The sequence below is a fragment of the Dietzia sp. NPDC055343 genome (assembly GCF_053645265.1).
Genome location: NZ_JBSHMJ010000002.1, coordinates 165406 through 188240, shown reverse-complemented (window position 1 = coordinate 188240; position 22835 = coordinate 165406). Strand labels below are relative to the sequence as shown.

General features: G+C 71.1%; 25 protein-coding genes. 7 read left to right on the top strand and 18 right to left on the bottom strand.

Annotated elements, in window-relative coordinates; translation table 11 throughout:
* Positions 1 to 13: 13 nt before the first annotated feature.
* The 3 genes from ACWIE7_RS01940 to ACWIE7_RS01930 are packed head-to-tail and all read right to left on the bottom strand — an operon-like array spanning position 14 to position 2155.
* A complete protein-coding gene (locus ACWIE7_RS01940) occupies positions 14 to 619 on the bottom strand; it encodes a suppressor of fused domain protein (RefSeq protein WP_452100003.1) in 606 nt (201 codons plus the stop codon).
* On the bottom strand, positions 619 to 1125 hold the full coding sequence (locus ACWIE7_RS01935; RefSeq protein ID WP_454068455.1) for a general stress protein: 507 nt from the start codon (positions 1123 to 1125) through the stop codon (positions 619 to 621). Before ACWIE7_RS01935 ends, ACWIE7_RS01940 begins: the two co-directional genes overlap by 1 nt.
* Positions 1126 to 1144: 19 nt before the next feature.
* Positions 1145 to 2155, bottom strand: coding sequence for an HpcH/HpaI aldolase/citrate lyase family protein (locus ACWIE7_RS01930; RefSeq protein ID WP_454068454.1), 1011 nt, complete (start codon positions 2153 to 2155; stop codon positions 1145 to 1147).
* A 69-nt stretch (positions 2156 to 2224) separates the two neighbouring features.
* Between ACWIE7_RS01930 and ACWIE7_RS01925 the strand changes: the two genes are divergently transcribed.
* The 4 genes from ACWIE7_RS01925 to ACWIE7_RS01910 all read left to right on the top strand — a co-directional run bounded on the left by ACWIE7_RS01925 (position 2225) and on the right by ACWIE7_RS01910 (position 6484).
* Positions 2225 to 3541 (top strand): magnesium transporter MgtE N-terminal domain-containing protein, encoded by a 1317-nt coding sequence (locus ACWIE7_RS01925; protein ID WP_344993332.1) that lies wholly within the window; start codon positions 2225 to 2227, stop codon positions 3539 to 3541.
* Entirely contained in the window at positions 3538 to 4089 is a 552-nt protein-coding gene (locus ACWIE7_RS01920; RefSeq protein ID WP_454068453.1) for a DUF1003 domain-containing protein, read from the top strand. The genes ACWIE7_RS01925 and ACWIE7_RS01920 overlap by 4 nt, the downstream gene beginning before the upstream one ends.
* 88 nt (positions 4090 to 4177) lie before the next feature.
* A complete protein-coding gene (locus tag ACWIE7_RS01915; protein ID WP_454068452.1) occupies positions 4178 to 5305 on the top strand; it encodes a lytic transglycosylase domain-containing protein in 1128 nt (375 codons plus the stop codon).
* Positions 5306 to 5344: 39 nt separating this feature from the next.
* Positions 5345 to 6484, top strand: coding sequence for an Mrp/NBP35 family ATP-binding protein (locus ACWIE7_RS01910; RefSeq protein ID WP_230930408.1), 1140 nt, complete (start codon positions 5345 to 5347; stop codon positions 6482 to 6484).
* Positions 6485 to 6560: 76 nt separating this feature from the next.
* Here the strand turns inward: ACWIE7_RS01910 and tatB are convergent, their stop codons facing one another.
* The 4 genes from tatB to sigE form a co-directional block, all read right to left on the bottom strand.
* A complete protein-coding gene (gene tatB / locus ACWIE7_RS01905; protein ID WP_452100008.1) occupies positions 6561 to 7055 on the bottom strand; it encodes a Sec-independent protein translocase protein TatB in 495 nt (164 codons plus the stop codon).
* 66 nt (positions 7056 to 7121) lie between these two features.
* Positions 7122 to 8672: a S1C family serine protease gene (locus ACWIE7_RS01900; protein WP_454068451.1), complete on the bottom strand. Its 1551-nt coding sequence runs from the start codon at positions 8670 to 8672 to the stop codon at positions 7122 to 7124.
* Positions 8673 to 8682: 10 nt separating this feature from the next.
* Entirely contained in the window at positions 8683 to 9153 is a 471-nt protein-coding gene (locus ACWIE7_RS01895; RefSeq protein WP_454068450.1) for an anti-sigma factor family protein, read from the bottom strand.
* Positions 9154 to 9274: 121 nt separating this feature from the next.
* Positions 9275 to 9898, bottom strand: coding sequence for an RNA polymerase sigma factor SigE (sigE, locus tag ACWIE7_RS01890; protein ID WP_344993352.1), 624 nt, complete (start codon positions 9896 to 9898; stop codon positions 9275 to 9277).
* 196 nt (positions 9899 to 10094) lie between these two features.
* On the opposite strand from sigE, the gene ACWIE7_RS01885 reads away from it, so the two are divergent.
* Positions 10095 to 10700: an O-methyltransferase gene (locus ACWIE7_RS01885; protein WP_454068449.1), complete on the top strand. Its 606-nt coding sequence runs from the start codon at positions 10095 to 10097 to the stop codon at positions 10698 to 10700.
* 40 nt (positions 10701 to 10740) lie between these two features.
* On the opposite strand, the gene glgC is transcribed toward ACWIE7_RS01885, so the two are convergent.
* Positions 10741 to 11967 carry a glucose-1-phosphate adenylyltransferase gene (gene glgC, locus ACWIE7_RS01880; protein ID WP_452100011.1) on the bottom strand — a complete coding sequence of 409 codons (1227 nt, stop codon included), beginning with the start codon at positions 11965 to 11967 and terminating at the stop codon, positions 10741 to 10743.
* Between the two features lie 143 nt (positions 11968 to 12110).
* On the opposite strand from glgC, the gene glgA reads away from it, so the two are divergent.
* Positions 12111 to 13280: a glycogen synthase gene (gene glgA / locus ACWIE7_RS01875; RefSeq protein ID WP_452100012.1), complete on the top strand. Its 1170-nt coding sequence runs from the start codon at positions 12111 to 12113 to the stop codon at positions 13278 to 13280.
* On the opposite strand, the gene ACWIE7_RS01870 is transcribed toward glgA, so the two are convergent.
* From ACWIE7_RS01870 to dapE, 8 genes are all read right to left on the bottom strand, one after another.
* Positions 13269 to 14264: a methyltransferase type 11 gene (locus ACWIE7_RS01870; protein ID WP_454057478.1), complete on the bottom strand. Its 996-nt coding sequence runs from the start codon at positions 14262 to 14264 to the stop codon at positions 13269 to 13271. The genes glgA and ACWIE7_RS01870 overlap by 12 nt on opposite strands.
* Positions 14261 to 15844, bottom strand: a complete 1584-nt coding sequence (locus ACWIE7_RS01865; RefSeq protein WP_454068448.1) for a leucyl aminopeptidase family protein — start codon at positions 15842 to 15844, stop codon at positions 14261 to 14263. Before ACWIE7_RS01865 ends, ACWIE7_RS01870 begins: the two co-directional genes overlap by 4 nt.
* A gap of 75 nt (positions 15845 to 15919) precedes the next feature.
* On the bottom strand, positions 15920 to 16087 hold the full coding sequence (locus ACWIE7_RS01860; protein ID WP_230930417.1) for a DUF3117 domain-containing protein: 168 nt from the start codon (positions 16085 to 16087) through the stop codon (positions 15920 to 15922).
* A gap of 105 nt (positions 16088 to 16192) precedes the next feature.
* A complete protein-coding gene (locus ACWIE7_RS01855) occupies positions 16193 to 16528 on the bottom strand; it encodes a DivIVA domain-containing protein (protein WP_454068447.1) in 336 nt (111 codons plus the stop codon).
* Between the two features lie 78 nt (positions 16529 to 16606).
* Complete coding sequence (folP, locus tag ACWIE7_RS01850) at positions 16607 to 17419, bottom strand: dihydropteroate synthase (protein ID WP_454068470.1); 813 nt, start codon at positions 17417 to 17419, stop codon at positions 16607 to 16609.
* Between the two features lie 68 nt (positions 17420 to 17487).
* Positions 17488 to 18042 carry an LOG family protein gene (locus ACWIE7_RS01845; RefSeq protein ID WP_452100016.1) on the bottom strand — a complete coding sequence of 185 codons (555 nt, stop codon included), beginning with the start codon at positions 18040 to 18042 and terminating at the stop codon, positions 17488 to 17490.
* Positions 18042 to 18842: an LOG family protein gene (locus tag ACWIE7_RS01840; RefSeq protein ID WP_452100017.1), complete on the bottom strand. Its 801-nt coding sequence runs from the start codon at positions 18840 to 18842 to the stop codon at positions 18042 to 18044. Before ACWIE7_RS01840 ends, ACWIE7_RS01845 begins: the two co-directional genes overlap by 1 nt.
* Before the next feature lie 67 nt (positions 18843 to 18909).
* Positions 18910 to 20079, bottom strand: coding sequence for a succinyl-diaminopimelate desuccinylase (dapE, locus tag ACWIE7_RS01835; RefSeq protein ID WP_454068446.1), 1170 nt, complete (start codon positions 20077 to 20079; stop codon positions 18910 to 18912).
* 60 nt (positions 20080 to 20139) lie between these two features.
* Between dapE and dapD the strand changes: the two genes are divergently transcribed.
* Positions 20140 to 21105 (top strand): 2,3,4,5-tetrahydropyridine-2,6-dicarboxylate N-succinyltransferase, encoded by a 966-nt coding sequence (dapD, locus tag ACWIE7_RS01830; protein ID WP_454057483.1) that lies wholly within the window; start codon positions 20140 to 20142, stop codon positions 21103 to 21105.
* A 220-nt stretch (positions 21106 to 21325) separates the two neighbouring features.
* On the opposite strand, the gene dapC is transcribed toward dapD, so the two are convergent.
* Positions 21326 to 22438, bottom strand: a complete 1113-nt coding sequence (gene dapC / locus ACWIE7_RS01825; protein ID WP_454068445.1) for a succinyldiaminopimelate transaminase — start codon at positions 22436 to 22438, stop codon at positions 21326 to 21328.
* Between the two features lie 5 nt (positions 22439 to 22443).
* On the bottom strand, positions 22444 to 22767 hold the full coding sequence (gene fdxA / locus ACWIE7_RS01820; RefSeq protein ID WP_063972054.1) for a ferredoxin: 324 nt from the start codon (positions 22765 to 22767) through the stop codon (positions 22444 to 22446).
* Positions 22768 to 22835: the final 68 nt, after the last annotated feature.

Here is a 22835-nt window from a genome sequence, read left to right as displayed (position 1 = left end):
CCGCGCCGGAGGGTCAGCGGGACATCCCCGGGTTCACCGCCGCGCGTGCCGGATCGGTGACGTCGATCCCGGCCTCCGCCCAGGCCTCCTCCAGTTCGGCCGCGCCCTTCATCCGGACCCAGGCAGCCTCCGTATGGGTGACGGGGACCGCGCGGAACACGGAGACCGACGCCGTCTCACCGGGCAACTCGACGTCCGGGATCTCGGGGGCACGGAGGATCACCGCCGTGAATGCGGCTCCCGGCCAGAGGGGCTCCCCGAGATCGATGAGCGCGCCCTCCGACAGCACCAGCCCCTCGACCGCGGGCGCCGCTGCGAGCACGGACAGCGCCCGGACCAGCCCGTCGACTCCGCCCTGCAGGACCAGACTCAGTTCCGCGCGGGGCGCGGTCGGGTCCGGCACCAGCGCCGAGGGGTCACCCATCGGCTCGGCGGAGCACCCGAGCGAGACGTAGCGGACCAGCCCTGTCTCCACCTCCACGAACCGCAGGACGCGGATCGGGGGCGCGCCGAGGAACGTCACCGACGCCTCCTGCGGCTGTGGGCCGTAGTGCTTCTCGAGATGCGCGCGGACCGACTCCAGTACGCCCGGGGAACCGGGCGGGAAACCACCCGTCATCACTTCATCCCGAACCGCGCGAGTTCATCGCGCACCCGCTCTGCGTTGGCGGGCTCGCACAGAACGTCGTACCGGCCGGCGACCAGTTGCTGCGTCGACGCGAAATCCCGCTTACCCCTGGTCGCCGCATACGACAGGGAGGCCGAGACGATACCGAACACCGACCCGCCCACGAGACCGGTCAGCACGACCCCCCACATCGGCTGGGTGAATATCCCGAGCAGCAGGCCCACGAAGAGTCCGAGCCATGCACCGGTGGCCAGGCCGCCCAGCAGGACCTTGGGCCACGTCAGACGACCGGTCACCCGCTCGACCTGCATCAGATCGACACCGACGATGGTGACCTCGTGGACCGGGAACTCCTCGTCCGCCAGATGGTCGACGGCAGCCTGGGCCTGCTCGTAGGTCGAGTACGAGCCGACCACCCAGCCGGTCGGCGGGGTGGGCAGCCCCGGGGTCCGCCCGCCCCGCGTACCGCCGGTCGTCATGTTCACGCGAGAGGTCATCAATCTCTCCTTCCGGGGGTCACCCGTTCGAGGTGGCCTCGTCCGAGACGGTCATCCCGGCCGCGCGGCCGCGCGCGGAGACCACCAGTGCCATCTTACGGCTGGCCTCATCGAGCATCTCGTCGCCGAACATCACCGCGCCGCGGGCGCCCCCCTCTTCGGACGTCGAATGCGCATAGGCCGCGAGGATCCCCTCGGCCTTGTCGAACTCCGCCTGGCGCGGGCTGAAGACCTCGTTGCCCGCGTCCACCTGTGCCGGGTGGAGCACCCACTTGCCGTCGAAACCCAGGGCCGCGGTCCGGGCGGCCGCGCGACGGAATCCCTCCTCGTCGCGCACCTTGAGGAACGGGCCGTCGATCGCCTGCAGCCCGTGTGCCCGCGCCGCGACGAGAATCGACATCAATACATGGTGGTAGGCGTCGCCCGGGGCATAGCCGTCCGGCTGCTCGCCGACCGTCAGGGTCCGCATCCCGACCGACGCCATGAAGTCCGCCGGGCCGAACACCAACGTCAGCACCCGAGGGCTGGCCGTGGCGATCTCGTTGATGTTGGTCAGACCCAGTGCGTCCTCGATCTGGGGCTCGATCCCGATGTGACCGACCGGCAGGCCCGCCGCCTTCTCCACCTGCGAGAGCACCAGGTCGAGGGCGACCACCTCTGACGCGGTACGGACCTTCGGCAGCAGGAGCGCATCGACGTGCGCGCCGGCCCGCCCCACCACCTCGGTGACATCGCGCACCGTGTACTCGGTGTCCCAGGCGTTCACCCGGACCACGACGGTGGGTGCCGCGAACCCTCCCGCCAGCAGCGCCTCCACGACGTTGCCGCGGGCCTCCTCCTTGGCTGGCCCGGCGACGGCGTCCTCGAGATCCAAGAACACCTCGTCCACCTGCAGACCCCTGGCCTTGCCGATCATCTTGACGCTGCTACCCGGGACGGCCAGGACGGTCCGTCGCGGCCGCGAGCGGAGGTCGGCGATCGCGGCCGCCGGATCAGAGGGAACTGGCGTCCTGTGCGAGGCGTCTCTCATCGTGGGTGGCTCTCCCTCAGGTCAGGTTCGGCGTACGGCTGCCGCCGTTCGATGACTAGCCTGGTCCGCATGGCGAACCTCAACAAGGCCTTCGTCGCCAGGCTAGCCGGGCTTCCGGTGATCGGACCTGACGGGGATGACATCGGACGCATTCGTGACGTCGTGGTGACGATGCGATCCGGGCCCAGACCTCCCAGGGTCATCGGACTCGTGGTCGAGCTGCCGACCCGGCGCAGGATCTTCGTCCCCATGCTCCGGGTCGCCTCCATCGATCCCCGGTCCGTGTCGCTGGTGTCCGGAACCATCAACCTGCACCGCTTCCAGTCCCGCCCGGGCGAGAACGTCGTACTGGGTTCCCTCGTCGACTCGATCATCAACGTGGAGACCGACCAGGCGGGTCCGGGGTCGGCCGACGGTTCCGCAGGGTCCGTACGGCACCAGGTCGTCGATGTGGAGATCGAGCGTCAACGCTCGAGGGACTGGCTGGTCTCCCGGGTGGCCGCCCGGGTCCGCCGAGGTCGCACACCACTGAGCCGTCGGGGCCCCGTGTCGATCTATCCGTGGAACCGGATCAGCGGGATGGACGACACGGCAATCGGTGCTCCCGGCCATGGCGCCGAGAGCCTGGTCGAGCAGTTCGCCGACATGCGTCCGGCCGACGTGGCCAACGCACTACGCGAACTGCCGGAGGTCCGACGGCTCGAGGTCGCCCGCACACTCGATGACGAGCGGCTGGCCGACATCCTCCAGGAGCTGCCCCACGACGAGCAGACCGAGATCGTGACCCGTCTCGAACTCGAGCGCGCGGCGGACGTTCTCGAGGCCATGGATCCGGAGGACGCCGCGGACCTCCTCGGCGAGCTCCCCGAGAAGGACGCGGAATCCTTCCTCGAACGGATGAACCCCGAGGACTCCGCACCGGTCCGGATGCTGTTGACGTACGACGCCGACACGGCCGGTGGCCTGATGACGCCGGAGCCGATCGTCCTCACGCCGCAAACGACCGTGGCCGAGGCACTCGCACACTGCCGCAATCCCGATCTCAGTCCGGCGGTGGCCAGTCTCGTCTTTGTCGTCCGACCACCCACCGCCACGCCGACGGGAAAGTACCTGGGCTGTGTGCACATCCAGGCGCTGCTGCGGGAACTGCCGTCGACGATGGTCGCGGAAACCGTCGACACGAGCCTGTCCTCGCTGCGCCCCACGGATTCGGTGGACGCGGTGACCCGCTTCTTCGCCACCTACAACCTCGTGTGCGGGCCCGTCGTGGACGACGAGGGGCATCTCCTCGGCGCCGTGGCAGTGGACGACCTGCTGGATCACCTCCTGCCCGAGGACTGGCGCGATATGGACCTCCACGACGACGGGGAGAAGGATCAGAAGTGACCGAACCATCATCGCGCTCTCCGCTGTCCACGCCGGTCACCTCCCGCCGCCCCCGCATCAGCTTCGATTCCGATGCGGTGGGGCGTTACAGCGAGGCCGTCGCCCGGTTCTTCGGCACCGGCACGTACCTGCTCATCCAGACCGTGGTGGTGATCGTGTGGATCATCATCAACGTCGCCGTGGTGGCGCTTCGTTTCGACCCCTACCCGTTCATCCTGCTCAACCTGGCGTTCTCGACGCAGGCCGCGTACGCCGCCCCGCTCATCCTGCTCGCGCAGAACCGTCAGGAGGACCGGGACAAGTCGGCACTCAAGGAGGACCGGCTCCGGGCCACCCAGACCAAAGCCGACACCGAATTCCTCGCCCGCGAGCTGGCGTCGGTCCGATTGTCGGTCGGCGAGAACGTGACCCGTGACTATCTCCGCCGTGAAATCGACGATCTGCGCGATTCGGTCGAGAGGATCGAGACTCTGCTCGCCGGACTAAACAGTGGCGCAGGTAACACTGTTGACGGTAAAAACGATCCTGATACCAGGGGCCGGGAGTAACGTCGGCCCGGCCGGATGCGCCCGAGGGGGCGAGCATCGTGGGGCGTACAAGTCGCTTGCCGCATCCGCTGAGCAGTAGGGGGAAGTCTTGCGCAAAGTCGCGCAGAACGCTGATCGCAAGGTGCTGACCAGTGCCGCGGTGACCGCGACGGCGATCGCGGTCCTGGCCTCCGTCGGACTGTCGATGGACAACAGCCCACCGGAGGCCCCGGACATCACCCCCCTCGCGGAGTCCGCCCCGCACTCCCCCGTCGTCACGGAGAGCCCGGTCACCTCGGAGAACGAGCCGGCCCCCTCCGATGAGCCCGCTCCCGCCCCGGACGACCCCGGCGCCGCACACATCCAGCCGGCGACGATCCCGGACGGCCCCCTCGGCATCCCGGGGATCGCGCTCGACGCCTACCACCGCGCGACCGACCGGTTGAGCGCCGAGCAGCCCGCGTGCGAGATGGATTGGACGGTCCTCGCCGGCATCGGCCAGGTCGAATCCAACCAGGGCCGCGGAAAGTTCGACGTCCACGGGAACACGATCGGCCGCATCGTCGGACCCCGCCTCGACGGTTCCATTCCGGGCACAGCCGTCATCACGGACACCGACGGCGGCCGTTTCGACGGTGACGCCGACTTCGATCGGGCTGTCGGCCCGGTGCAGTTCATCCCGTCGACCTGGGCGCTCCTGGGCCGCGATGGGAACGACGACGGGGTGGCCGACCCCAACAACATCTATGACGGGGCCCTGGCCGCGGCCACCCTGCTGTGCAATCAGGGCGGCTCCATGGCGGACCCGGCAGCACGGACCCGGGCCATCCTGGCCTACAACAACTCGCTGGCCTACGTCGCCAACGTCAACGCCTGGGCCCACGGTTACGCCGTCAACGCGTTCCCGCTCCCGTCCGACCTACCGCCGATCCACCAGCCCAAGCCGACGCACGAGGAGCCAAAACCCCCGGAGAAGTGCCCCGAGGGCTGGGAAGGCACCCCGACCGCAGCCCCCGAGCCGGCCGAGCCGGGCCAGCCGGAGGGTCCGGTCCCCGGATGCACCGAGGTGCCGGAGTCGTCCACTCCTCCGCCGCCGGAGCCGCCGCCGTCGACCCCGGAGCCGTCTGCTCCGCCCGTCGTCGAGGTGCCGGCTCCTCCGGCACCGCCCGCGCCGTTCGCACTTCCCGAGATCGAGTTGCCCTGTATCGCACCGTTCTGCCCTCCTCCCCCGGCCTGAATCGTCACGGCGTGCCATGACGCCTAGACTCGGGTCATCATGAGTGCACCCAGCGAAGAATCGATCCGCGCCGCGCTGGCCAAGGTCGATGATCCGGAGATCCGTAAGCCGCTCACCGAGCTCGGCATGGTCAAGGGCGTGGAGGTGGATCCCGCCACCGGCAGAGTCGACGTCGGGATCTACCTGACCGTCGCGACGTGTCCCATGCGGGACACCATCACCGACCGCGTCCGGGCCGCGGTGTCCGACGTCCCCGGTGTGGGCGAAGTGGGCGTCGAGCTCGACGTGATGAGCGACGAACAGCGAACGGAGCTGCGTAAGCACCTTCGCGGTGACGCCGCCGAGCCCGTCATCCCGTTCGCCCAGCCCGGCAACCTCACCCGCGTCTACGCGGTCGCCTCCGGCAAGGGCGGCGTGGGCAAGTCCACCGCGACGGTCAACCTCGCCACGGCCCTCGCCGAGCGTGGACTGTCGGTCGGCGTCCTCGACGCGGACATCTACGGCCACTCGATCCCCCGGATGCTGGGGACGGACGCCCGCCCGACCCAGGTCGAGCAGATGATCCTGCCGCCGGTCGCGCACGACGTGAAGGTGATCTCGATCGCCCAGTTCACCAAGGGCAACACCCCGGTGGTCTGGCGCGGCCCCATGCTCCACCGCGCGCTCCAGCAGTTCCTGGCCGACGTCTACTGGGGAGACCTGGACGTCCTGCTCATGGACCTGCCGCCCGGCACCGGTGACGTGGCGATCTCCATCGCGCAGCTCATCCCGTCCGCGGAGATCCTCGTCGTGACGACCCCGCAGCAGGCGGCCGCCGAGGTCGCCGAGCGGGCCGGGTCGATCGCGCTGCAGACCCGTCAGCGAATCGCCGGCGTCATCGAGAACATGTCCTGGCTCGAACTCCCGGACGGGACCCGGATGGACGTCTTCGGCAGTGGTGGCGGAGCGGAGGTGGCGGCCAATCTGTCCCGCTCCGTCGGCGCGACGGTCAAGCTGCTCGGCCAGGTCCCCCTGGAACAGGCCGTGCGCGAGCACGGCGACGAGGGCACCCCGATCGTTCTCGCCGCGCCGGACTCCCCCGCCGGCAAGGCCTACCTGGAGATCGCCGACGGCCTCGCGGTGCGCCCCCGCGGCCTCGCCGGCATGAACCTCGGGATCGACACCACCCGCCACCTCTGACATCCGAGGCCGGGGCGGGCCGCCGAGAGCGGCCCGCCCCGGGCGGACCGCAGCAGAGTCAGTGCGACACCTGGGTTCAGGTCGCGTCGTCCCAGTTCGTCGCGCCGCTCGGCGATGACGGAGCGGGTGCCGCCGTGGAACTCGTACCGGAAGCCGACTGCGGCTTGGTGGGCCGCGGCGCGGTTCCCGAGGTCGAGCCGGTGGCCGAAGGGCCGGTGGTGGCCGGGCCGGTGACCGCGGGGCCGGCCGCCACCGCGCCCCCGGCGGGCGCCGCGGCGTCGAAGTTGCCGGAGAACAACGAATCGTCGCCATCGAGCAGATGCTTGGTGACCATCGCCCGCGGGCTCAGTCCACGCAGTTCGTTGAGCTGCTGGAGTGGCTCCTTGAACTCATCGAAATCCGCTCCGTAGTCGTCCTTGAGCTGCTGCTGGGCGTTGCCCGCGAACTCCTTGACCTTGCGGATCGCGGAGGCGAGCCACCGGGCGGCCTCCGGCAACCGTTCAGGCCCCAGGACCACCAGCGCGACAACGCCGAGCACCAGTAGCTCGGACCACCCCACGTTCGTGAACATATCGCTGTCGAGGATACGTCGTCCGGCGCGTCCACGGGAGTGAGACGTCGCCCACGGGGGCGGCGGTCAGCCCAGCACCGGACGAACGGTCAGTTCGACGCGGCTCCCGTCACGGACGACCTCGACCGGGACGTCGTCGTCCGCCCCGGCGCGCCGCACCGCGACCACCAGCTCGTCGGACGATCGCACCGGGCGGTCACCGACCTTGGTCACCACGTCGCCCTCCCTGAGTCCGCCCTCCTGGGCGGCCGAGCCGTCGCGGACGTTCACGATCTCGGCGCCCTCGACCGATCCGTTGTCGGCCTTACGCGCGTTGACCCCGATCGTGGCGTGCTGGACGGCGCCCTCCGTCATCAAGGAGGTCGCGATGTCACGGACGTCGTTGACGGGAATGGCGAAGCCGAGCCCGATGGATCCGCCCGATTGCGTGAAGATCGAGGTGTTGATGCCGATGACGGCGCCGGTGCCGTCGATGAGCGGACCGCCGGAGTTGCCCGGGTTGATGGCCGCGTCGGTCTGGATGGCGTCGATCACCACGTCGCCGTCCGAGGTGGACTCGCCGAGAGCGATCGGTCGCTGGGTGGCCGAGACGATGCCCTCGGTGACCGTCCGCACCAATCCGAGCGGGGAGCCGATCGCGATCACCTGTTCGCCCACCTCGACGCTGTCCGAATCGCCCAGTGCCGCGACGGTGAGGTTCTCCACCCCCTCGACCTTGAGGACGGCCAGGTCGGTGGCGGGGTCGCGTCCCACCATCTCGGCGGGGGCGCGGGAGCCGTCGGAGAACACGACGTCGATGTCCGCGCGGTCGGTCGCCCCGTCCATGGTCACGACGTGGTTGTTGGTGACGATGTAGCCCTGAGGGTCGATCACGATGCCGGATCCCTCGCCGCGCGCGGACGGGGAGGAGACCTGGATGTTCACCACCGCGGGCTGAACCCGCTGGGCCACCTCGCCGACGGTGTTACCGGGCCCGGCCACGGTGTCCGGGGCGTCGGCGATGCGCACCGTCGAGGTGGTGAGGACGCGCGCGGAATCCGCGACGACGGCGCCGATGGCACCGCCGACAAGGGCGACGACGGCGACGAGGGCAGCCGCTCCGGCCAGTGCCTGCCGGCTCAGTCGACGCTGGAAAAGCGCCTCGGACAGGGTGAGACGGGGAGCCGGGGCGGTGTCCGTACGGGTGAGGTCCACGGGCGCGGGGTCCCGTTCCTCCTGCACGGCCGGCGCGCCGAAGCCCACCGGTGCGTTCGGATCCCTCCACGGGTCCGGCTGCGGGGGCGGCGGCGAGGCGACCTCGTCCTGCCAGGACGGGTGACGTTCGATGCCCCGCCCGGCCCCGGGCCTCGGGCCGAAAGCCTGGGCCAGTGCCGGATCCTCCACGCGCTGTGCGGCGGCCTCTGTCGGCACCTCCGGGCCGGACCCGGCGCCGGATCCGGCCGCCCCGCTGCTCGGACGCCCGGGGGCGAACCCTCCGGTGACGCCGGCGGGGCGGGAAAAACGCGCGGCGACGTCGTCGTCGACTCTCGGACGATCGATAGGGGCGGGCTCGCGCAGGGGACGGTCGGGGTCCTCGCCTCGTCCCGCGCTCCCGGGCACGCCAGTCAGATCCTCCACCCGGCCCACCCTAGTGGCCGGGGCGGCGGAGTCGGCGCAGCAGCCTCGCCCACGGCCCGCCGCGATCGGGCTCGACTGACGCCGCCTCCGGGTGCCCCGGCGCCCGCTGCGGTGTCATCTCGCCCCGGCGGTCGGCCTCCGCCCGGCGGCCCGCCTCCTCCAGGGACCTGAGGCGGTCACGGAGGTCGCTGGGCATGCGGATGGGCCCGGATCCGCGCAGGGCGCGACGGGCCTCACGCTGATCGTCGACCTCGCGCCGGCACTGGTCGCACAGCGCGAGATGGGCGTCGGCACGGTTCTGGCCGGCCTGCGGCAGCCGGCCGTCGACGTACGCGGCGGCGGCCTCCGTGGACAGATGGTCGGTGGACAGGAAGGTCCGGCGGGGCCGCGGCGGGCCGGTGCGGTCGGCCACCCGCCGGGCTGCCTCCTGGGAGAGCGTGAACTCGGGAGCGGGCTTGCGTCCGGAATGCCGTTCGTCCACCGGTCACCCTCCTGCCACGTGGTCACTCCGGGGCCGCCGTGACCCCGTCGGAGAGACCAACGTCCGGGGTCCTCTCGGGGTTCCCCGGACAGCCCGCTTCGCCGGCGTCCCGGCCGCGACCTCAGTCGATCCGGCTGTGTACTCCGGTGACCCCGGCCGCCTCGAGTTCGGCGCGGAGCGCGGCTCGACCACGGTGGATCCGGCTGCGCACGGTCCCCATCTTCACGCCGAGGATCCTGCCGACCTCCTCGTAGCTGAGATCCTCGATGTCGCTGAGGACGACCGCGGCGCGGAACTCGGGCGACAGATTCGCCAACGCCGTCTGCAGGACCGGATCGAACGACTCCTCCGACAGGACCTGCTCCGGACTGCGTTCCCGGCCCGGCACCCGCTCCGCGTCCTCGGGCAGCGCCTCGAAACGGATCCGACCGCGCCGCCGCGCGAGGTCCAGGAACAGGTTGGTGACGATCCGGTGCATCCAGCCCTCGAACGTGCCGGGCTTGTACTTGTCCAGCGACCGGAAGACCCGGATGAACGCCTCCTGGGTGATGTCCTCGGCGTCGTGCGCGTTGCCACACAGACGGAAGGCGAGGCGGTACACGCGGTCACCGTGCTGCGCCACGAGCTCGGACCAGGACGGCATATCTGCCGCGTCGCCGGTGCTGTCGAACCGTGCCGTACCCACGATCGCGTCTCGATCCGCCTCGGGGGCGATCGCTGTCCCGTGGACGGTTCGTGAGTACATTCGGCCACCTTCCGGCGCAGACCCGGTGCATCCTGCGCGGTGTTCGACGCACCCTCGTGGTGCGACGGTGCCCACCCTCCCTCATAGAGCTGTCCTGACGGTATACCCGCACTGAGATGTGGCTGAGAGTCTCATACCGATCCGATCACCGCGCGTTGCACGCCGTTCGTCACTGCTCGCCGGATACGCTGCTCGAGTGTCCGATTCAGCTGATGTCCCCGCCGACCGTTCCGGACTCGACGGAATCGCGCGCCGCGGCGCCGATCTCGTCGACGACTCCCTCTACGCCCCCGCCCGTGCCGAGGCGGACGAACTGGGAGCTGCGTCACCGGACGCGTTGACGGCCGAGGCCATCCGGCTCGTGGCCCGTCTGACCGGCGCCCGTGCCGCGGTGTGCCTCTCCCCCGCGCCCGGCGTACCCGCACTGGCGATCCTCGCCGCGGCGGGCCCCCGCGGCGGCACGGTGGTCACGTGCATCACCGACGACCCCCATCACCTAGACGCCGCCCGGTCGGCGGTCCGTTCGGCGGGCCACCCGTCGTCCGCGGCGAGGTATATCGCGGCCCGCCCGCTCGAGGTCGCCGACAAACTGGCCGACGGCGCCTACGACCTGGTCGTCGCGGATGTCCCCCAGCACTCGGTGTCGCGTGTGGTCTCGCGCTCCCATCAGCTCCTACGCGCGGGCGGCGCGCTGGTGTTGATCGGTGAGCACGCGCCACTCCCCGAGGACGCCGAGCTGCCGGAGCACGCCCACGTCACGGTCCTGCCGGTGGGCACCGGGCTGACTGTCGTCACGCTCTGATCGGACCCGCGGGGCGACACAGCGCCTATCGTCGGTACAGCTAGTCCTCCAGCGACGTGGTGGTGTTCTTGGCGACGCTCACGACGCCGCCCGCGCTGACCGGGAAGCGGCGACGATCGCGCTCGCGGTCCACACCGATGAGGTCGCCGTCACCGATGTGACAGTTCTTGTCGACGATCGCCTTGCGGACCACGGCGCCGCGGCCGATCCTCGCCCCCGGCAGCAGGACGCTCCCCTCGACCACCGCGCCGTCCTCGACGATGACGTTGTTCGACACCACCGAGTTCCGCACCGTCGCGGCCGAGATGATGGTGCCCGAACCCACCATCGATTCCTGGGACATCCCCCCGTTGACGAACTTCGCCGGCGGGAGATTGTCCTGCTGGGTACGGATTGGCCACAGGTAGTTGTAGAGATTGAAGACCGGATGGACGGACACCAGGTCCCTGTGCGCGTCGTAGAACGCGTCGATCGTTCCCACGTCCCGCCAGTAGCCGCGGTCCCTGTCGGTCTCCCCCGGGACCCGGTTCCTGGCGAAGTCGTACACGTAGGCCCGCTCCTGCTCGACGAGCGCGGGGATGATGTCGCCGCCCATGTCGTGCGAGGAATCCGGCTTCTCCGCGTCCGCCCTGAGCGCCTCGATGAGCGCCTCGGTGGTGAAGATGTAGTTGCCCATCGACGCGAACGTCGCGTCCGGGTCGTCCGGGGTCCCCGGCGGATCGGCGGGCTTCTCCACCCAGCCCCGGATCAGGTCGTCCTCGCCCGCGTCGATGCAGCCGAACGCGAAGGCCTCGCTGCGCGGTACCCGGATCCCCGCCACGGTCACCGCGGCGCCGGTGGCGACGTGCTGATCGAGCATCTGGCGTGGGTCCATCCGGTACACGTGATCGGCGCCGAAAACCATGATGTGATCCGGCCGCTCGTCATACACGAGGTTCAGGGACTGCAGGATCGCGTCGGCCGAGCCCGTGTACCACCGGGGCCCGAGTCGCTGCTGCGCGGGGACCGGGGTGATGTACTCGCCACCCATACCGCTCATGTGCCACACCTGCGAGATGTGGCGATCGAGTGAATGCGACTTGTACTGGGTCAGCACGCAGATCCGCATGAATCCGGCGTTGACGAGGTTGCTCAGCACGAAATCGATCAGTCGGTACGACCCACCGAACGGCACGGCTGGCTTCGCCCGGTCCGCGGTGAGCGGGAAGAGGCGCTTGCCCTCGCCGCCGGCGAGGACGATTGCTAGGACGTGCGGCTGGTTCCTCACGCCTCTACCGTAACCGTGTCGGGCGGATCAACGCGGGGCATCGAGGGCATTGCCCCCTCCTCGCAACGGCTGGCCACCGCGGTGTCGGACGGTGTTCACCGGGGCCGGGACGGGAAGGCTCCCCAGCGGCTAGGTTGGCGTCTGTGCGAGTAGCGATGATGACGAGGGAATATCCGCCGGAGGTCTACGGTGGAGCCGGCGTCCATGTGACCGAGCTGGTGTCCACGCTGCGGCCTCTCTGCGAGGTCGACGTGCTGTGCATGGGCGCGGACCGGGCCACGGCGCGCGCGTTCCGGCCGGACCCCGAGCTCGGTCCGGACGCCAACCCCGCGATCCGGACCCTGTCCGCGGGACTGCGGATGTGCGTCGGCGCCGAGGGCGCGGACATCGTGCACTCCCACACGTGGTACACCGGCCTGGCCGGGCACCTGGCCGGTGAGCTGTACGGGATCCCCCACGTGGTCTCGGCACATTCGCTCGAGCCCAGCCGCCCCTGGAAGGCGGAGCAGCTGGGTGGCGGATACCGGGTGTCGTCGTGGTCCGAGCGCACCGCCTTCGCAGGCGCGGACGCGGTGGTGGCCGTGAGCGCCCGGATGAAGGACGAGATCCTCCGCGTCTACCCGGAGATCGACCCGGATCGTATCCACGTGATCCTCAACGGCATCGACACCACGGAATGGGCCCCGGTCGAGCCCTTCACCGGCCCCGATTCGGTGCTGCGCCGCCATGGGGTGGACCCGGACCGCCCGATCGTCGCGTTCGTCGGCCGCATCACCCGCCAGAAGGGCGTGCCCCACCTGGTGCGGGCCGCCCGGGACTTCCACCCGGATGCCCAGTTGGTGCTGTGCGCCGGCGCGCCGGACACCCCGGAGATCGCCGCCGAGATGGAAAGTCTGGTCGCCGAGCTCCAGTCCGGCCGCGACGGGATCTTCTGGCTGCGGGACATGCTGCCGCGGAACGAGGTGATCGAGATCCTCTCGGCGGCGACGGTCTTCGCCTGCCCGTCCGTGTACGAACCGCTGGGCATCGTCAACCTGGAGGCGATGGCCTGCCGGGCCGCGGTCGTGGCGTCCGACGTCGGCGGGATCCCCGAGGTCGTGGTGGACGGTGAGACCGGCACCCTCGTGCACTACGACGACACCGAGCCCGAGGCGTTCGAAGCCGGGTTCGCCGCAGCCGTCAACGACCTGATAGCGGACCGGGACAAGGCGACCCGCTTCGGACTGGCGGGGCAGGAGCGCGCCCGCACCAGATTCTCCTGGCAGGCGATCGCGGAACAGACGCACCAGCTCTACGCGTCTCTACTGCGCTGATCGCACCGGGTGGAAGGTCCTGACCTCGACGTGCACACGCACCTCGCGGTCGCCGCCGCCGAGGCGTTGCTCGAGTCCGCCGCGGTCCAGGTGCACGCCGCTGGGCCCCATGAGCGCGAGATCCACGGCCACGGAGCCGGGCACCTGCGCGGTGAAGTCCACGACATGAGCCGCACCGGGTGCGAAATAGCCGGCCAGTCCGGCTTCGAGCCGGTCCGCCTTGCCCGCCTCCGGCGTGAGCATCCCGGCGTGCGAACGAAGCGGCTCCAGGTGCCCCGGGCCGGGGCCCGCCACGACCAGGACCCCGCCGGGGGCGAGCACCCGCGCGAACTCCGCGGCGTTCCTCGGCGCGAACACGACCTGCACCACGTCCACGGAATCGTCGGCCACGGGCAGCCCGTCCCATGTGTCCGCGACCAGGGCGGCGATGTCCGCGTCGGCTCTGGCGAGCCGTCGCGCGGCGGCGACGGAGATCTCGGTGCCGATGCCCAATGGTGCGGCGGCGTCGCCCTCCCCGCCACGGCCAGCGCCACCGCTGTGATCGCCCCCGCTGTCATCGCCACCGCGATCGCCGCGGAGCGTCGACAGGACCTGCTCGAGGTAGAAGCCGGTCCCCGCGCCGGCCTCGAGGACCACGGGCCCGGCGCCGCGGTCCTCTCGATCCGCCCGGCCGATCGCCTCGCCTGCGACCCGGCCGAGCAGCGTGGCCAGCGGATCGAGGACACCGGAAACCAGCACCCGCTCCCGGGACAGGACCTGATCGGCGGTGTCCCCGACGAACCGTCTTCCGCGGAGGCCGAAGAGCGTGAGCTGGCCCTGGCGGGCCCGATCGAACGCATGCCCGGAATCGCAGCGCACCCCGGTGACCGGGCCGGGCGTCCCGGGACCGGCCGACTCAACCTCGACCGCCGTGAGCGGCTCCCCGCACAGCGGGCACCGCAACAGCGGGATCGCTCGCCGGAGCGCCCGAGACGCCGGGCTCACGCGCGTGGCCGGTCCGCGAGATCCCGCAGGAAGCCGATCAACGTCCGGGTGGCGAACCCCGTCGCGACCGGCCCGACCTCGTCGATCTCCTCCGGGGACCGCGCGGGGCCGGCGATGTCCAGGTGCACCCAGGGTCGCCCGTCCACGAATCCCTCGAGGAACAGCGCCGCGGTGATCGCGCCCGGCCCCCTGGGCGCCTGGCGACGGTCGGCGATCTCCGAGCGGACCGCCGGGCGCAGATCGTCCGGCAGCGGCAGCCGCCACCACCGCTCCCCCGCCCCCGCGCCGGCGTCGGCGATGCGCTCGGCGAGGTCGTCATCCGTTGCCATCACGGCTCCCGTGCGCATTCCCAGCGCGACCTTCATCGCCCCGGTCAGCGTGGCGACATCCACCACGACATCCGGATCGGATTCCGAGATCCCGTAGGCGAGGCCGTCGGCGAGGACCATGCGGCCCTCGGCGTCGGTGTTGGTGACCTCGGAGGTGATCCCCCCGACGTGGGTGACCACATCGCCGGGCCGGTATGCCGACCCCGAGAGCATGTTCTCCGCGGACGGCACCACCACGGTCAGGTCCAGATCCGCGCGCACGGGGTCGGAGCCGGCCGCGCAGAACGCCTCGGCGGCCGCGACGACCGCCGCTGATCCGGCCATATCGGTGCGCATGAGATGCATGCCCTCGGCGGGTTTGACCGAGATCCCGCCGGTGTCGAAGGTGATGCCCTTGCCCACGAGCAGGACCCTGGGCCCGGGGCCGGGGCGACGTGCGACGAGCACCCGAGGCGCCGCGTCGGATCCGCCACCTACCGCGAGTACTCCCCCGAAGCCGCCGGCCTCGAGGGCCGCGCCCTCGAGGACCCTGGTCTGCATCCCCGCCGCCTCGAGCAACTCCGACATCCGGGTCACGAGCCACTCGGGGGTCTTCAGGTCCGAGGGTGCGCCGGCGAGATCTCGGGCCAGCGCGGTGGCGCGGGCCGCCTCGCGAGCAGCCGCGACGGCCCGGTGGACGTGGTTGGCGGTGGCGGCGGTGTCGTCGTCGTGGCCACTACCGGCCCCACGGTCTGATCGGCCGGCCGCCACCCGGGCGGTGTCCACCCGCACCACCAACTCCGGCGCCACCGGCGCCGGATCCGCGGCGAAGGTGTCCTGACCGCGCGCGCCGAGCAGATACCCCAGGACCAGGTCGCCGACACGATCGGGCGACACCTCGTCCGGCACGTCCACCACCACCGGGGCCGCGGCCCGCGCATCCCGCAGATGTCGCGCCACCGCCGCACCGGCACGGCGGTGGCCGAGCCCGTGATCGACCGTGCCGGCCCAGCCCGCCCGCGGCGGCTCGTCGGCGAGCTCGACCGCGATCACCGCGCGCCCCTCGCGCACCTCCACACGAACCTCGTCCGTGCGCCCGCGCGGCGCGCGGCCCCGATCAGCGAAACGGGTGATCACAGGCGTGGCGCCCTCGGGCGCGGCGCCGGAGACCACGCGTACCGCGGGCAGCCGGCGGCCCGGGACAGGACGGTCGATCGCGCCTCGGCCGGACGCGGGGCGGCCGGGGTGGCAGCGACTGGGATCAGCGGACATCAGGGAACCCTCCGGACATATGAGTCGGCGCATCCGCCACGAGGGTCGGATGCGCCGGGATCGGTGGACGTGCGATTACGAGGTGGCCTCCGCCAGCTCCACGCTCAGCGACTTGGCCTCATCGGGGGTCAGCTCGACGACAAGTCGTCCGCCGCCCTCGAGCGGGACGCGCATGATGATCGCACGGCCCTCCTTGGCCGCCTCGATCGGTCCGTCACCCGTCCTGGGCTTCATAGCCGCCATCAGGTCGATTCCCTTCGTCCTTGTCCGCGAGGCGACACTGCGAGGCAGTGCCTGACCCACGATCGGTACCGCTAGTGGATACCGACGATTCTAGCGTGTTCCGCGTTACCCGGATGCCGGAGTCGGTCGACCGTCCGACCGCCGGGACGCGGCGTCGGTCACGCCGGCCTGCCCGAGACGGACCCGCAGCTCATCGATCTCACGCGCCGCCTGTTCAAGAGCCCAGTCGACTTCCGCCATCGTGTAGCCCCGGGCGGACATCCCGAAACGCACCGAGCGCAGATCGTCACCGGCGATCGGTCCTTCGGGCAACGAGGTGATCGTGTGCCCCTTCTCCACCGCCGGGAGCACCTCGGATCGGCCGAACAACACCACGGACAACGCGAACAGGGCCGCCGCGATGATGAGGGTGACCACCACGTAGATGACGACGGTGAGCATGGTCTGAGTTCCCCTTCTCCGGCGGGCGCGCCTCGTCAGGTGGCGGGCCCGGTTCGACTGCGAGTCTGGCACACCGGCTCAGGCCAGCCCGCGCACCGTCCGGGCCGGTGGGCGGGTGCCGACGATCGAGGCGACCATCTCGAGCGTGCGCAGGGTGCCGGGCACGTCGTGGGTGCGGAACACCCGGGCACCGCCGTACGCCGCCACCGCCGTGGCCGCGAGGGTACCCTCGCCGCGGTTGTCGACGTCCGTGTCGAGGGTCTCGCCGATGAAATCCTTGTTGCTCAGCGCCATCAGCACGGGGTGGCCCACGGCGACGATCTCGTCGAGGCGACGCAGCAGTTCGAGACCGTGGAAGGTGTTCTTCCCGAAGTCGTGCGTGGGGTCGATGAGCACCCCGTCCGCGGGGACCCCGGCCGCGAGCGCCCGATCGGCGGCCGCGGTGAGCTCCCCCACCACGTCCCGGACCACATCCTCGTACCCGACCCGGAACGGACGCGTCCGCGGCAGCGCCCCGCCGGTGTGCGAGCACACGAATCCCGCCCCCGCCTCGCCCGCGGCGGTGAGGACACCGGGATCGTGCCCGGCCCAGGTGTCGTTCACCAGATCCGCGCCCGACGCGACCGCACGACGGGCGACCGCACCGCGCCACGTGTCGACCGAGATGAGCACGTCCGGATGCCGCCGCCGCACCTGTTCGAGGAACGGGACGACCCTGCGGGTCTCCTCCTCGGCGTCGACCATGTCGCCGGGCCCGGCTTTGACCCCACCGATGTCGAGGATGTCCGCCCCGGCGGCCACCACCTCGTCGACCCGCCGCATCGCCGCCGTGTCGGTGAACGTGGCGCCGCGGTCGTAGAACGAGTCGGGTGTGCGGTTGACGATCGCCATCACCAGCGGGCGCTCGATCGGCACCGCGCGACCGCAGAGGGTCGGTAGCGGAGCCGGGACGGGACGCGTCACCGACGACCCCCGCAGGCGTCGAGGGCGGCGTCCAGGTCGTCGCGGACCACGAGACAGTCGAAGGCCTCCTCGTGGACCAGACCCTGCTCGGCCAGGTTTGCGACCCAGTCCAGCAGCGGTGTGTAGAAGCCGATCGGGTCGTAGAGGACCACCGGCTTGTAGTGGAAGCCGAGGGAGGCCGAGGTCCACATCTCGAACATCTCCTCCATGGTGCCGATGCCGCCGGGGAGGGTGAGGAACGCGTCGGAGCGCTCCTCCATCTCGCGCTTGCGTTCCCGCATGGAAGTGACGACGACGAGCTCGTCGGCCGACGTGTCCGCCACCTCGCGGACCCGCAGCCCCTCGGGGATCACCCCGACCGTGCGCGCGCCGCCGGCGCGGGCCGCCTCGGCGAGCGCACCCATCATCGAGACGTTGCCGCCGCCGGAGACCAGCGACCAGCCACGGCGGGCGATCGCGTCGCCCACGTCGGTGGCGATCTCCAGGAGCTTCGGATCGTAGGACGACGAGGCGCAGTAGACGCAGACCCTCCGGCCCGGGACGGGTGACATCAGCGCTCGGTCCCCCGGTGCTCCTCGCCGTACAGGTCCTCCCGCTGTTCCGCGGTCACCGCCGCGCGCTCGTGCGCGTCCCGGATGTACTCGACGGTCTCGGACACCGAGTCTGTCACCAGGAACAGGTCCGCGTCCGGGGCGGAGATCATGCCGTGCTCGACGAGCGTGCCCCGGATCCAGTCGACTAGTGGGGTCCAGAAGTCCACGCCCAGCAACACGATCGGGAACCGGGTGATCTTGTCGGTCTGGACCAGCGTGATGGCCTCGAAGAACTCATCGAGGGTCCCGAAGCCCCCGGGGGTGCAGACGAACGCCTGCGTGTACTTGACGAACATCGTCTTGCGGATGAAGAAATACCGGAAGTGCAGGCCGAGGTCCACCCACCTGTTGAGTCCCTGCTCCATCGGTAGCTCGATCCCCAGGCCCACGGACCGGCCGTTGGCCTCCCAGGCGCCCTTGTTCGCGGCCTCCATCTGCCCGGGACCGCCGCCGGTGACCACGGCGTACCCGGCCTCGGTGAGCGCCCTGCCCAGCTCGACCGCCTGCTCGTACACGGGATCGCCCGGGCGGGTACGGGCCGAGCCGAACACGCTGACGGCGTCCGGCAGCTCGGCCAGCGCGCCGAATCCGTTGACGAACTCACTCTGGATCCGCAACACCCGCCACGGGTCCGTATGCAGCCAGTCGGTGTCCTGGTTCTGGTCGAGCAGGCGCTGATCCGTGGTCGTCCGCTCGTCACCCTTCTGGCGGCGGACGAGCACGGGGCCGCGCAGGTGCACGGGGTCGGTGGGGGCCATGAGTCTTGAAACTCCTTCAGGTGTGTGGGGCGCGCCCGGCGTCCCGGTGTGCAGGGTGGGCGCGGGTTCAGCCGGTCATGGTGAGGTAGGCGCGGAGAGTGGCGGCCACCTCGGTGATCTGCTCGGCAGGACAGTGTTCGTCCCGTGTGTGGGCCAGGCCCGGATCGCCCGGACCGAGGTTGACGGCGGGGATGCCCAGGGCTGCGAAGCGGGACACGTCCGTCCAGCCGTACTTGGCGCGCACCCTACCGCCCGCCGCCTTCACGAGATCCGCGGCCGCGGGCGCGGACAGTCCCGGCAGCGCACCCGGCGAGAGGTCGGTCAGCTCCCAGGACAGGCCGGGCCCGGTGAGCGGCTCCTGCCCGTCCGGCACCCGGGGAAGGCCGGTGAGGCCGAGCGCGTCGAGAGCATGGGCCAGGGCGGCGTCCGCGCCGCGATCGGGGGCCGAACGGAAATTGACGTCGAGCCACGCCTCGTCCGGCACGGTGTTCCCGGCGACGCCCGCCGACATCCGAACCGCCTGGAGCCCCTCCCGGTAGACGCAGCCGTCGATGTCCACCGAGCGCGCCGCGTAGCTCGACACCGCGTCGAGCACGGGCGCCAGACGGTGCACGGCGTTGTCCCCCAACCAACTACGGGCGGAATGCGCCCGCACCCCGCGGGCGTGGACCCGGATCCGTAGCGTGCCCTGACAGCCGGCCTCGATCAGGCCACCCGTCGGTTCCCCGAGGATCGCCACGTCGCCGGCCAGCCACTCGCGGTGAGTGCGTTCGAGGAACCCCAGCCCGTTGGCCGTGGCCTCGATCTCCTCGCAGTCGTACATCACCAGCGTGAGGTCGTGCGCGAGTGCGGGTGAATCGGCGAGCGTGGCGAACAGGTGCAGGAACACCGCGTCGCCCGATTTCATGTCGACGGCGCCGCACCCGTGCAGAACCCGCTCCGTCCCGTCTCCGGTCACCCGGCACGGCACGTTGTCCGCGATCGGGACGGTGTCGAGGTGCCCGGCCAGCACGACCCGGGTCGGCAGACCTCGATCCGTGCGGGCCAGCACCCGGTTGCCGTCCCGGAGGACCTCGATCCGCCCCGCCGCCGGGCCCGTGAACGCGTCGACGGTGGAGACCAACGATGCGTGGACGATCCCGGCGATCCGGTCCTCCCCCCGGGACGGGCTGGGGACGTCGACCAGGGCACGGGTGAGGTCGATCGGGTCGGAGGTCAGATCGAGGACGTCGGTCACGGCGTCCACCTTAGATGCCCGTCACCGGTGCGCGTCGGGGGTGACGATTAGCATGGCACCATGAGTGCACACGGAGCCGTCGCGACCGGAATCGCCACCCTGACGTCCGACCACACGGTCCTCGACGTCTGGTACCCGCAGCCCGAGCTGGGGGTCGCCGCCGCCAGCGGTCACCGGGTCCTCTCCGGCGCCGAGGTCCCCGCCGAGCTCGCCGCCCTGACCGGGCCGGATGCCGACCGCGGCGTCGAGCGCGTCGCGGTGCGGGTCGAGATCGCAGACCTCACCGAGCCTCCGGCCGACGCGTACGACGCGTACCTGCGTCTGCACCTCATCAGCCACCGTCTGATCAGGCCGCACTTCGCCAACATGGACGGACTGTTCGGCACCCTGACCAACGTGGTGTGGACCAACTTCGGTCCCTGCGCGGTCCAGGGCTTCGAGATCGTCCGCGCCAGGCTCCGCGCCCGGGGCGCGGTGACCGTCCACGGCATCGACAAGTTCCCGCGGATGGTGGATTACGTGGTGCCGTCCGGCGTGCGTATCGCCGACGCGGACCGTGTCCGTCTCGGTGCCCACCTGGCCGAGGGCACGACGGTCATGCACGAGGGCTTCGTCAACTTCAACGCCGGGACCCTCGGCGCCTCGATGGTCGAGGGGCGCATCTCGGCCGGCGTCGTGGTGGGCGCGGATTCCGACGTGGGCGGCGGCGCCTCGATCATGGGCACCCTCTCCGGAGGCGGCACGGAGACCATCTCGATCGGCGAGCGCTGCCTGCTCGGTGCCAATGCCGGCGTCGGCATCTCGCTCGGCGACGACTGCGTGGTCGAGGCCGGCCTGTACGTCACCGCCGGCACCAAAGTCGAGATCCGGGCCGGTGCCTGGGCGGACAACGAGCCGGTCAAGGCCGGCCAGCTCTCCGGCCGGGACAACCTGCTGTTCCGCCGCAACTCGATCTCCGGCGCGGTCGAGGCCGTGCCGTGGAAGCGCGAGGGCGTCGCGCTCAACGCGGAGCTGCACGCCAACTGAGGGTCCCCGCGCCGGCCCGGGCCCGCGCGAGCCGATCGCCGTGGGCGGGGCCGGGAACCAGGCATCGACAAGAGCGTTCCGCACACATCGGTCGAGCAGAAGGTGTGCGGAACGCTCTTGTCGATGAGGGGCTGTCGATGAGGGGGCGCGCGGGTGGGCAGCGGCGGAGCGGGGGCCGGAGAGCGGCTGAGCGGCGACCGGGCAGCGCGGCCCGGCCGGGTCAGGCCAGGCGACGGACCGCCTCGGCGATGGTCGCGTCCGTGGCCGTGAGGGCGATGCGGACGTGCCGGGCGCCGCGCGGGCCGTAGAACTCGCCGGGCGCCACGAGCACTCCACGCTCGGCGAACCAATCCGCGGTGTCGCGGCAGGGCTCGTCGCGGGTCGCCCAGAGGTACAGTCCGGCCTCCGAGTCGTCGATCCGGAAGCCCGCCGCCTCGACGGCCGGGAGCAGCCGCTCCCGGCGGACGCGGTAGCGATCGCGCTGCTCGGCCGTATGGGCGTCGTCGACGAGTGCCGCCGCCATGGCCGACTGGATCGGTAGCGGCATCATCAGCCCGGAGTGTTTGCGCACCTCGAGCAGCTCGGCCACCAGCGCGGGGTCGCCGGCCACGAACCCCGCCCGGTACGAGGCCAGGTTGGAGGTCTTGGACAGCGAGTGCAGTGCGAGCAGCCCGGTGTGGTCGCCGTCGGAGACCCGCGGGTCGAGGATCGATGGCGCCCGGCCCTCCCACACCAGCCCGAGGTAGCACTCGTCCGAGGCCACGATCACGCCCCGTTCGCGTGCCCAGCCCACGACCTTGCGCAGGTGCTCGACGCCGAGGACCTTGCCGGTCGGATTGGACGGCGAGTTGAGGAACAGCAGGTGCGGCGTGGACGGGCCGAGCTGGGTGAGCGAGTCGGCGCGGACGACGGTGCATCCGGCGAGCAGCGAGCCGACCTCGTACGTCGGGTACGCCACCTCCGGGATCACGACCGTGTGGCCCGCGCCCAGTCCCAGCTGGGCGGGCAGTCCGGCGATGAGCTCCTTGGTCCCGATCGCGGGCAGGACCGCGTCCGGGGTCAGGCCGGTGACCCCATGGCGCCGCGCCATGGAGTCGACGACGGCCCGGCGCAGCGCGGGGGTCCCGGCCGTCGTCGGGTACCCGGACTGTGCGGAGTCCGCGGCCAGAGCGTCCCTGATGACCGGCGCCACGTGATCGACGGGCGTGCCGACCGTGAGGTCGACAAGCCCGTCGGGGTGCGCCGAGGCGCGGGCCCGGGTCTCTGCGAGGGTGTCCCACGGGAACACCGGCAGAACCCGCCCGGGCGGCCGGCGCTCCGGGCGTGGTGCCACCCGGATCACTCCTGGTTCATAGGAGGCAAGGCCTTCACGAACGGGACGTCGTAGTCCACCTTGCCCACCTTGGCGGCACCACCCGGCGACCCCAGCTCCACGAAGAAGTCGGCGTTGGCCGCGTTGTACTCGGTCCACTCGTCCGGGACGTCATCCTCGTAGAAGATGGCCTCCACGGGGCAGACCGGCTCACAGGCGCCACAATCGACACACTCGTCGGGGTGGATGTAGAGCATCCGGCCACCCTCGTAGATGCAGTCGACAGGACACTCCTCGACGCACGACTTGTCCATCACGTCGACGCACGGCTCTGCGATCGTGTAGGTCACGTCAGCCACCTTCCTCGTAGCGGTATCACCAGTATCGTAAGCCACCTCACCGCCGACCGGCGATGCCG